Consider the following 10,896-nt stretch of genomic DNA (forward strand, 5'->3'; position numbering starts at 1 on the left):
ACCTCGTCCATGAGGTGGAGATCAAGCACACGGTAGCCGACTTCCACCGCGACTTCGAGGAGAAAACCTACAAGCACCACGCGCTGGCGAACCAGAAGGGGTACCGGACGGCGAATTACTTTTGGTTCGGCGTGCCCGAAGACCTCATCGACGCCGACGACGTGCCGGAATACGCAGGTCTCCTCTATGTAAACGACGCCGGCGGCGTGGACGAGATCATCCCCGCTCCCCGGATCCATGGGAAAAAGCTGCGGGACCGCGATCGCGCCTACATCGAGAGAGGCCTGACCCTCCGCTACTGGAACGAGCGCCTGACGTAGGGCGGAGCAGAACGTGCGGGTTGCGGATTGGGGACTTTGGATTGCAGGCATGGTGCGGGTGACAGCCGCGGGGCGGTCCGGCGTTCGCGGAGCCCAGCCTCCATTCGACCGGCGGAGCGTGATCGCGCCGTTCAATCCTTGCCAATCGTGGCCTGGCCGTGCGACGGTAGGAAAGCACGAACCTCGCGACCCCTCACAATGAACGCGCGGTCTGCAGTCGTGGGCCGAGCCTGCGCCGGAACGAGACGCCCGGCGTCTGGCCGACCGGACTGCCAACCCTGGAATAGACACCGGAGTCCCACGCTCATGGACCGGGCCCTGGAACGCTGAACCTCGCGTAGTAGGAGCTGGGCGAATCCCTACAACGTATCGCCGGGGCTCTTCTCCTTCTCCAACTCATCCCCACTTGCCGCGGCGACCCGAATCGTTTTCGACAGGATCCCGGGGGAGGCGTTCGCGTCGATCTTGGCGACGAAGTAGACCGTCCCATCCCCGCTCACGGCGAGTGACCCAACCACCTGATTCCACGACGCCCGCAGCGCCCATTGCGCGACATCATCGGGAATCGTCGACGACGCGGACGTGTAGACCGGCGACCAGATCTCGCGGATTTCCATGCCCTGGTTTTCAAGGGTATTGCTGATCACATAGACGATTTGCGATCGATCCTCATTCGAAAATCCGACGACCAGCTTGAAGTCTCCGTCGTCGTCGATCTCATAATTCCAATCCTCCGCGTCCAGCGCCTGCTTCACACGCGTATCGTACGACGGGGACGAACTGCTGGACCCAATTTGCCCAAACGCTGGCGAGACGAAGAGAGAAACAATGATGGCGAGGACAAGACGACGCATGATGGACTCAGCGGTCAAAGGAAGGGGGAATGGGTCGGCAAAAGACATTGCCGATCCCCAAGCATACAAATCACTGCGTACATCTGCCTATCGAAGCGGGTTGGGGTTGAGCGTTCGGGATTGAGAATTGTGAAATTGGGACCTCTGTATTACGGATATGCAGGGGGCAGCGGCGGGGCTGTGCACCGGTGCGAAACTCGAACCTCGCTCACATGGGGCTGCGTGGTCGACCCTGAGGTGACGGTTACGAACTAGGGAGTGAGCAACACATCCACCTCATGCACGACCCCGTTCTCGACATCCAGATCACGGGGGGAGACGACTGATGCTTCATCGCCCGGGTTGATCGTGATCGTGCCATTGGCGGCGACATCGAACGTCAGGGACCGGCCTTCGAGCGTCGTCGCTGTATCCCCGTCATCGATATTGCCAGCCGGTATGGTTCCGGGCACCACGTGGTACAGCAGGATGTCTTCCAGGGCGGCATCGCTGGGGTACTCGCCTTCCTCGACGGCGCCGGACCCGTCGGCGTCGAGCGCATTTAGAAACGCCTCATTGGGCGGGGCGAAGATCGTGTACGTGCCGGACGCGAGCGTCGGCGCTAGACCCACGCGGTCAAGAGCCGTTTCGAAGAGTCGGTAGCGGCTCGTAAGCTGAATTCGCTCGGTGCCGCGTGTGGTCTCAAGCAGCACGCCGTCAAGCAGGTGCACCACACCATTTGCCGCACGCACGTCCGCCCCGGTCACCGTGGCGCGATTGATCTGAAGTGTCGAACCAGACGCGTCAACCCGAACCGTCGTCCCTTCCGCCGTGGTGCGAGTCGGGCTTCCGGTCCGCAGGTCATTAGACGAGAAGGAACCGCTGTCAAGCACGTGATAGGAAAGCAGTTCGTTTGTGAGCGATGCGTCCGCTTCCAGCGCCGGCACGTCGACGTCATCGTACGCGGACGCATCCGGCGCAAAGAACGTCAGCGACCGGCTCTCGTCCGACAGGGGCGGCAGGACCGACGAGGAGCCGCTTACCAGCGACGATGTCGTGGCAAGGTCCGTCCGCAGCGAAAGGATCTCGGCAATGCTCAACCCCGAGGTGAGCGGCGTCTCGATGCGGTGTAGGACGCCGTTCTCGGCGATGTGATCAGTACTCGCGAGCGGGATGCTGTTGACGGATACTGTGGACCCCGACCGGCTAAACGTGACCGTCCCTCCATCGGGCTCTTCCGTCGTCACCGTTCGGCTGTCGGTCAGCTCCACGTCCAGCAAATCCTCCGGTAGGAGGTGGTACAGCAGCAACTCTTCGAAGACCGGTTCCTTCGCGGCCACATCATCCGTGAATGCGCTCAGGGCAGCGTCCGTCGGGGCCAGCAGCGTGAAGGGGCCCGGCTGATCCAGCGTCGCGCTGAGTCCGGTGCCATCGACGATTTCATTCAGGCGGGACAGGTCCGGGGTTACGTCCAGCCGCTGGGCGAGCGTGAGCACCCGGAGTTGAACCGTATCGAGGCGGTACACCAGCCCGTTCCGGGTGTCTGCCACAAGCTCCACCTCCACGCTATTGACGAAGACCCCGGCATCCGTGCGCGTGAGCCGGATGTCGGTTCCCTCCCTCGAGTCGATGAAGACCGTCTGCGGGGTGCCTTCCACAGGAAATCGGTCCTCGACGACGTGGTACTCCATCACCTCGGCCAGGAGGGATTCGTTGCCCGCCCCGAAGAGAACGGGCGCGTTGATTTCGGCGAATGCGTCGTCGCTCGGGACGAATACCGTGAAGGGGCCCGCATCCGGGTCCGACAGCTCCGCACGGGTACCCGCGCGATCGAACCCATCCGCCGCCTGCGTGAACGCGCTGTTCGTCGTTATGACCTCGCCCACGGTTTGCGGCTGCCCATCGTCCGAGGATCCGCCGCCATCGCACGCCGCGAGGACGACGGCACAAACGAGAAGAATCGTGACGGGGGCGATGGGGAGAAATCGATACGTCATGGTATTCCCGTGGTCGATTAATAGACAGCCTGTTATCCTCTCGGACAGGCCGTAGGAAGCAGGACATCCCTGTAGCTACGAAGTCGAGCGGGAAAACACAATGGCGGTTAAGGATTTCGACGCCCCTCTCAGGCCGGAGCGCTCGAAAGTCGACGCTGGACCGCACCTCACGGCCGGGGGATTGGCCCGCTACTCGTCGCGAAGCGTCGTCGCGGGATTCAGCCGGGCGGCACGGACGGTCTGGATGCCGATGGTCGCCGCAGCAAGGAGAAGCGCGAGGATCCCTGCGCCGAGGAAGAGGCCGATTCCGAGGTCGATACGGACAGCAAAGTCGGCCAGCCACCGGTCGACGCCGAGGTACGCGACCGGCACGGCCAGAACGATCGCGAGCGCGACGAGCCGGAGGTAGTCTTTCCCGAGGTGTACGGCCACACTCGACACGCTCGCGCCGAGGGCCTTGCGGATGCCGATCTCTTTTCGGCGGCGGGCCACCGAGACAGCCGACAGGCCGAGGAGGCCAAGACACGCGATGGCGATCCCGAGACCGGTGAACGCCCCCGCGATGGTCGCGAGATTCTCCTCCTGCTCGTAGAGCTGCTGAAAGCGTTGATCGACGAACTCGAACGGCAGCGCCCGGCTCGGATCGACCTTCTGCCAGAGCGTCTGGATCTGGTCGACCGTGGCCGAGGGGTCGTCGCCCGCGGTTCGGACCGCCAGATAGTCGTACTTGCTGCCGAACGATACACCGAAGAGATGGACGACCGGCGCGATTGCTTCCCGCGCCGGATTGTACCGATAGTCCTCAACCACTCCGATCACGGGGAACCGATCCGGGCCGATTCGAACGGTTTTGCCGACGGCATCGGGGCCCCATCCGAAGGCCTCGGCGGCGGCGCGGTTGAGCACGACGGCCGTGCTGTCCGACGCCCGCCGGTCGGAGAACGAGCGGCCGGCGACCATCTCCGCCCCGAGCGTCTCGAAGTAGTGGTCGCCGACGGCGGCGTAGCGCATGCGAAGGCGCTGATCGTCGGTTGTGGCCGTTCCCGGATGAATGAAAAGGAACGACCGCGACCCCCGCCCGGGGACGTGCCGCCCGAAGCTGGCCGACTGGACCGTACTCAGCCGCTCGACTTCCTGATGGAAGGCGTCAAGGCGACTGGCCGCTGCCTCCGCGTCGTCGAAGTCGTCGAGGTCTGTGTTAATGGCGAGAAGCCGATCGGCCGCCACGTTCAGCGGAGCGTCTTTCAGGTGGCCGATCTGCTGCCAGGCCGCGAGCGTCCCCACAATCAGAAGCATCGACACCGCGAACTGGACGACGACGAGTCCGCGGCGAAGGAGTTGCCCCGACGCCTTTCGCTCGTGGCTGCCGCGTAGCGTCTGCGAGGGCACGAAGCCCGCCAGGACGGACGCCGGGTACGCCCCGGTCGCCAAACCGAGCAGCACGCCAAAACCCAGTAAGACGGCGATTCGCTGCGGATACGTCGCGAGATGGAGCCCCAGGTCGACGTCGTAAAGACTGTTGAAGGCGGGCAGTACGGACGCCGCGACGGCCGTGCCCAGAATGAGTGCGCCGAGGCTCATCAGCAGAGCCTCGCCGAGGAACTGAATTGCGAGTTGACCCCGGTACGCCCCGAGCGCCTTCCGAACGCCAATCTCACGCGCCCGGTCGAGCGACTGCGCGACAGCAAGATTCGTGAAGTTGATGCCCGCGACGAGCATGACGGCAAGCGCCACCGCCAACAAGATGTAGGCGATCTGCCGGTTGTTCGACAGCGCATTCTGCAGCGTCGGGAGCGCCTGCAATTGAAAGGTCGTCCGCTCGTTCTCCTCCGCTCCGAAGATCGACGCAATCAGGTCGGGAAACTGGGCTTCGAGGGCATCCGGAGCCGCGTTCTCGTTCAGAAGGATGTAGGTGTAGAGGAAGGAGCCGCCCCAGTTGTCCCGCACATCCGGGTAGCCCGGAGATCCATGGATGGCTCGCGCCATGTCGAACTGAAGCGTCGAGTTCGTGGGAATCGGCTCCAGCACGCCCGCGACCGTCAGCGTCTCGTTGAAGTCGACCGTGATCGTCTGCCCCACGGGACTCTCCGTTCCAAAGTGCCGTTCGGCGGCCTCCACCGTCATCAGCACCGCGTTCGGGTCCGACAACAGCTGCTCTCCGCTCCCGTGACGCAGCGGAAAGCTAAACACGTCGCGGAACGTCGAGTCGACGTACGCCATGGTTTCCTCCAGGCGATTCCCTTCCCGTTCGATCCACTCCGTCTGCGTAAAGAACCGGGTGCCGGTCTCGATCGACGGGTAGTCCTGCTGGAGGCGGGGGAGCAGAGGTGCCCAGGTATCGCGCGAGATCTGCGTGCCCGTCGGCGTCCCGCGCTCCTTGTAGACCTGGTAGATGCGGTCGGACTCCGCGTGGAAGCGGTCGTAGGTGAGTTCGTGCTGTGCGTAGAGCACGATGACGAGCGCCGCGGCAAGCCCCAGGCTGAGCCCGATGACGTTGATGGTCGTCAGACCGAGACGGTTGTGCAACGCGCGGAGGGCGGTCTTCAGATAGCTCAGCAGCATGGGGTTCGGTTTCCGGTTGTCGGTTTACTACGCTTCGCTTCGTGGACTCACTCCGTTCGTGCTCCGGTTCTCCGTGGCCTGGGGGTGGACTGGAGGCCCAAAGAATGACCCGCGGCCCTGTCGGTCCTTCCGGGAGCCTTGGGGCGATCAGGAGTCTGGGCCGGGAGCTTTGGGGCGATCGGGGGATGCTCCCCTCATCCCCCACACCTCATCCCTCATCCCGGTCATTCATCCCGAAGGGCGGAGGTGGGGTCGAGCGTAGCGGCGCGGAAGGCCTGCCCGCCGACGGTGCCCAGCGCGATGACAAGGGCGATGCCCCCGGCGAGAGCGAAGACGCCAACGCCGAGGTCGATCCGATAGGCGAAGGTCTCCAGCCACCGGCTCATCCCCAGGTATGCGACCGGTACGCCGACAACGAACGCGAAGCCGACCAGCTTCGCGAAATCCTGCGAGAGAAGCCGGACAAGGCTGGAGGCCGTCGCGCCCAGGGCTTTGCGGATCCCGATCTCCTTGGTTCGCTGCTGGACCGTGTGGGTCGTGAGGCCGAAGAGCCCGAGGCAAGCGACAAAAATCGCCAGCCCGGCGAACGTGGCAAACAGACGCCCGAAGCGGCGGTCCTGCTCGTACATTTCGGCGAAGTGCTCGTCGACGAAGGTCGCCTCAAACGGGCGGGCGGGGACGAGCTCGGTCCACCGCGCACGCACCGCGTCCATGGTTCCTGCGATGTTCTTTACACGAACACGAAGGGTGAGATAACTGGCGGCGGCGTTGGCGGCCGGGGCGTTACCCGGCAGCAGCACGAGGGGCTCTACGCGTTCATGCAGCGACGCGAAGTGGAAGTCCTTCACCACCCCGACGACCCGGGCCGCCGGCGAACGCGGATTGGAGTTGATGCGCGCGCCCAGCGCGGCGTCCGGCGTCGCGTATCCCAGCTTGCGTACCGCTGCCTCGTTGATGATGACCGCGCCGGTGGAGTCGCCCGGCAGCGCCGCATCGTATCCCCGGCCGGCGAGAAGATCCAGTCCGTAGGTGCTGAGAAAGTCTGCGTCCACGTCATTCCGCCGCAGCTTGGCATGGCGCATTCGCCCGTCCGCTTCTTCCACCCGGAATCCGTTCACGTCCTGCGTCTGCCCCGGAATGTATGAGCTGGCCGCCACCGCGTCGACGCCGGGAATGCGCGTCAGCTCGCGCTTGATAACGGCCAGCTGCCGGTTCACGTCGGCGTCCTGGTCGAGAGGAATCGTGACCAGTTGCTCCGGCGCAAAGCCGAGGTCTTGCTGCTGGATGAACTGGAGTTGCTGCCGCACGACGCCGGTCGCCGCCAGAAGGGCGATGGCAATGGCGAACTGGGCCACGACCAGGCTACGCCGGAGCGTCGCCCCGTCCCGCGACGTCGAGAACGCCCCCCGTAGAACCCGCACGGGCTCGTAGCCCGCAAGGATCAGCGCGGGGTACATGCCCGCCAGCAGGCCGATAATGACCGCCACCAGACCGAGGTATGCTGCCATGCCCGGCCCGGGGAAAAGTCCCCCGGCGAGCGTTGTGCCCGACAGCGCGTGAAACAGCGGTAACGCCGTCCGGGCCATGGCGACGGCGAGTATCGTGGCAATGACCGAAGTCACGATCGCTTCCATGAGAAACTGACCCACCAGGGCGGACCGCGGTGCCCCGAGTGTTTTCCGTACGCCAACCTCGCGTGCCCGCTCCGTCGCGCGGGCCGTCGCGAGATTGATGAAATTGACCACGGCGATCAGAAGAATGAAGACCGCCACCGCCAGGAAGACGCGAAACGCGGTAGCATCCCCGGTTGGGCCGAGCTGGAAGATCGCATCGCTGTTCAGGTAGATGTCCTTGAGCGGCATCACGTCATATGTGAGCGCTGCCTGCAACCCGTCCTCCGTGTGGCGCGACAGCAGTCCGGGGAGCGCTGCCGACAGGTCTTCGGCTGTCATCTCCGGCTCGAGGAGCACGTACGTCCAGTATGAGAACCGGCCCCAGTTCTCGATCCGGTCGGGGTCGAGCGCGCGGTGCGTATCCATCGACACCAGGCCTTCGAACCCGATGTGCGAGGTCTGCGGCGGTTCTACAATGATTCCCGTCACCGTCAACTCGGGGCCGCGGTCGGTTCGGAGCGTCTTGCCGACCGGATCCTCGGTCCCGAAAATCGATCGTGCCAGATCCGGAGACAGCACGACCTTGTTGGGCCCGTCCAGGGCCGTTGCGGCGTCTCCCTCGATGAGGCGAAACGAGAAGACGTCGAATACGGAGCCGTCCGCGTGGGGCAGGCTCTCCTCCTGCACGGTCACATCCCCGTACGTCAGCACGTAGCCGCCGCTGATGAAGCGGGCGAATGCTTCCACGCCCGGCGTTTCGGCCTGAAGGGTCGGCCCCAGCGGCCCCTGCGACGTCGCCAGATGCATCGGGGCGCCGTCTCCGCTGAGCTTGGACGTGATGCGCACGATCCGATCCGCCTTCTCATGGTGCGCGTCATATCGCCACGCGTCGGCCACGTAGCGACCGATCAGAAGGCACGCGGCCAGACCCACGGCGAGCCCGAGAACGTTGATCAGCGTCTGGCTTCTTCGTCGCCAGAGGGCGCGACCGGCAGGTTTGATATAGGTGTCGTACATCCGTCAGGCAATCAGGAGGGAATGAGAAGGGACGGACCGTCGGGCTACTCGTCCCGCAGGGTGGTGGCGGGATCCAGGCGGGCAGCCCGGAAGGCCTGCGCGCTGACGGCGACGAGGGCGATCGCCAGCGCAGAGACCCCGGCGATGGCGACGAGATCCACCCCGACCCCCGTTCGGTAGGCGAAGGACGAGAGCCAGCGATTCATTGCTACGTACGCAATCGGCACGGCAATCAGGAACGCAACTCCGACCAGAAGAACGAACTCACGAAACATGAGATTGACGACCTGGGTAGCGGTCGCTCCCATCGCCTTGCGAATACCGATCTCCTTGGAGCGTCGCTGCACGGTGTACGTTGCAAGCCCGAACAGACCGAGGCAGGCAACGAGAATAGCCAGCCCGGCGAACAAGCTGAAGAGGCCGCCTGCACGCTGCACATCGCGGTGCACCCGGTCGTAGGTCTGGTCGAGAAAGGTATACTGAAACGGCGTGCCGCCCGCCATCTCTGTCCACGCCTCTCGGATCCCGTCAACGGCCGACGATGTGCTTCCGGGGGCGAGGCGGGCGTAGACGCTCTCCGGCTGAGATGCCGGCGGAAGGGGGTGATCAATCAGCAGGGCAAGCGGCTCCACCTCCGAACGCATCGACGCGTAATGGAAATTTTCGACGACGCCGATGACATCGTACGTGCAGAGTGTGTCGCAGGACATGAGCTGCTGCTCGAGCGGATTTTCCCATCCGTAGAGGTCGACAGCCGCCTGATTCAGAACGACGGCGCTGGAATCCGCAGCCCGGGCAGGATCGAACCCCCGCCCGTTCACGACCGAAATCTCCATCGACTCGATGAACCGGGGACCGACCTGCATGTACTGCAGGGCCTGAACGGCATCATCGCCGCCTCCGACGGGCATGAACGACGTCTGCGAGGCGCCGCGAAAGAGCCCGTCGCCCGACGTTGCCGACCGTACGCCGGGTATCCGGGCGATCCGATCGGTAAAGGTGGATTGTTGCGTACCGAGATCACTGGCGCGCTTGATCTCGACGACGCGTTCCTTATCTAACCCGAGACGCTTCGACTGAATATACTCGAACTGGCTCTGCGCGACGAGCGTCCCGATGATGAGCGTAATGGAAATCACGAACTGAAACACCACGAGGCCCTTGCGGAGACGCCCCCCCTGTCCACCCGAGCTGTGGCGCCCGGCCGAGCGCAGCACCGTGGAGGGGGCGAAGCGGGAGAGCGCAAATGCCGGGTAGCTCCCGGCCATTCCCCCGACAAGAAGGGCGATCAGGATCGCGGCGGCCACGGTCCACGGCCCCAGCACATCGCCAGAGGTGAGCGACGTCCCGGCCAGGCGGTTGAAGAGCGGCAGAGCGGCCAGCGAAACGACGAAGGCAGCAACCGTAGCAATGGTGGCGGTCACGGTCGCCTCCCCGAGAAACTGGCCGGCGAGTTGCTTCCGGCCGGCGCCGAGCGCTTTCCGCATTCCCACTTCCGTTGCGCGCTCCGTCGCCCGGGCCGTCGCCAGGTTCATGAAGTTGATGCACGCAATCAGCAGGATGAACAGGCCGATCAGCGAGATTGTGTAGACGACGGAGATCGACCCGCTGGGCCCGACGTTGTTGTACGGCGAATGCAGGTAGATTGTGGGCAACGACTCCGCGACCAGACGATAGACAAAGTTGTCGGACGGGTCCCCGAACCGGCTGCGCACGTCCTGCATGGCCCGGTTTTCTACGATTGCATCCAGCTGCGACTGGAAATCGGCGGTCGTAGCCCCTTCGACCAGTCGGGCGTAGGTCACGAACGCGAAGCCGGTCCAGTTTTCCTTAAACACGTCCCGCATCCCCTGACGCCGGACCACCGCGCGAAACTGGAGGTGCGAGGTCTCGGGCACATCGGACATCACGGCCGTCACGCGGCGCAGCTCGCCGTCCATCTGAAGGGTTTCCCCGACCACGTCCGGCCGGCCGAAGACCTCGTGTGCGGTGGTCTCCGTCAAAACGACGGCATCAACCGGTTGCAGTGCCCTGTTCGGATCGCCCCGCACCACCTCGAACCCGTCGAACACATCGAAGAACGTCGAGTCCACTTTCAACGCCCGCCGCTCGGACAGCGCCGTTTGCCCTTCGCGAAAGATGACCCGATCCGGGCGAACCCGGACAACCGCTTCCGCCTGCGGTACGTCGCTTCGAATCGCCGGGGCGAGTGGCGCCGGCACACCGATCGTCCGGGTCATTGCATCCGTGATGCGGGATTCGATCGCGACCCGATGAATCCGGTCGGCGCCGGGGTGAAAGTCGTCGAAGCTCAGCTCACGCTCGACCCACAGACCGATCAGCAGGCATGCGGCAATACCGACCGTCAGGCCGAGAATGTTGATTATGGTCGGGCCGATGCGCTTGCGAAGCGTCCGGGCAGCGATCATCAGGTAATTGAACAGCATGGCGGAAGGCAAAGACGGACAGGCCGGCGAATCATTCGAGGGACACAACCTCTTGCCGTACAATCCGCGTTCCGCACGATGCTTCCGCCGATTGCGGTGCATGCACG

Annotated in this window: 5 protein-coding genes and 1 pseudogene; 1 reads left to right on the plus strand and 5 read right to left on the minus strand. The window is 64.3% G+C overall.

All coding sequences use genetic code 11. From position 1 onward, the window contains the following. Positions 1–320, plus strand: a pseudogene (locus ACFCU0_RS05350) (hypothetical protein); the annotation flags it as partial. Between the two features lie 359 nt (positions 321–679). Here the strand turns inward: ACFCU0_RS05350 and ACFCU0_RS05355 are convergent. From ACFCU0_RS05355 to ACFCU0_RS05375, 5 genes are all read right to left on the minus strand, one after another. Continuing rightward, positions 680–1,174: a YbjN domain-containing protein gene (locus ACFCU0_RS05355; protein WP_434972635.1), complete on the minus strand. Its 495-nt coding sequence runs from the start codon at positions 1,172–1,174 to the stop codon at positions 680–682. A 251-nt stretch (positions 1,175–1,425) separates the two neighbouring features. Continuing rightward, positions 1,426–3,150: a fasciclin domain-containing protein gene (locus tag ACFCU0_RS05360; RefSeq protein ID WP_434972636.1), complete on the minus strand. Its 1,725-nt coding sequence runs from the start codon at positions 3,148–3,150 to the stop codon at positions 1,426–1,428. A 189-nt stretch (positions 3,151–3,339) separates the two neighbouring features. Continuing rightward, a complete protein-coding gene (locus ACFCU0_RS05365; RefSeq protein ID WP_434972637.1) occupies positions 3,340–5,712 on the minus strand; it encodes an ABC transporter permease in 2,373 nt (790 codons plus the stop codon). Positions 5,713–5,936: 224 nt separating this feature from the next. Beyond that, the gene (locus ACFCU0_RS05370) at positions 5,937–8,342 is read right to left on the minus strand and encodes an ABC transporter permease (protein ID WP_434972638.1); all 2,406 of its coding nucleotides are present in this window, start codon (positions 8,340–8,342) and stop codon (positions 5,937–5,939) included. A gap of 44 nt (positions 8,343–8,386) precedes the next feature. Continuing rightward, positions 8,387–10,801 carry an ABC transporter permease gene (locus ACFCU0_RS05375; protein ID WP_434972639.1) on the minus strand — a complete coding sequence of 805 codons (2,415 nt, stop codon included), beginning with the start codon at positions 10,799–10,801 and terminating at the stop codon, positions 8,387–8,389. Between the last annotated feature and the right edge of the window lie 95 nt (positions 10,802–10,896).

Origin of the sequence: Longibacter sp., from assembly GCF_051155795.1 — a bacterium.
Classification (GTDB): domain Bacteria; phylum Bacteroidota; class Rhodothermia; order Rhodothermales; family Salinibacteraceae; genus Longibacter.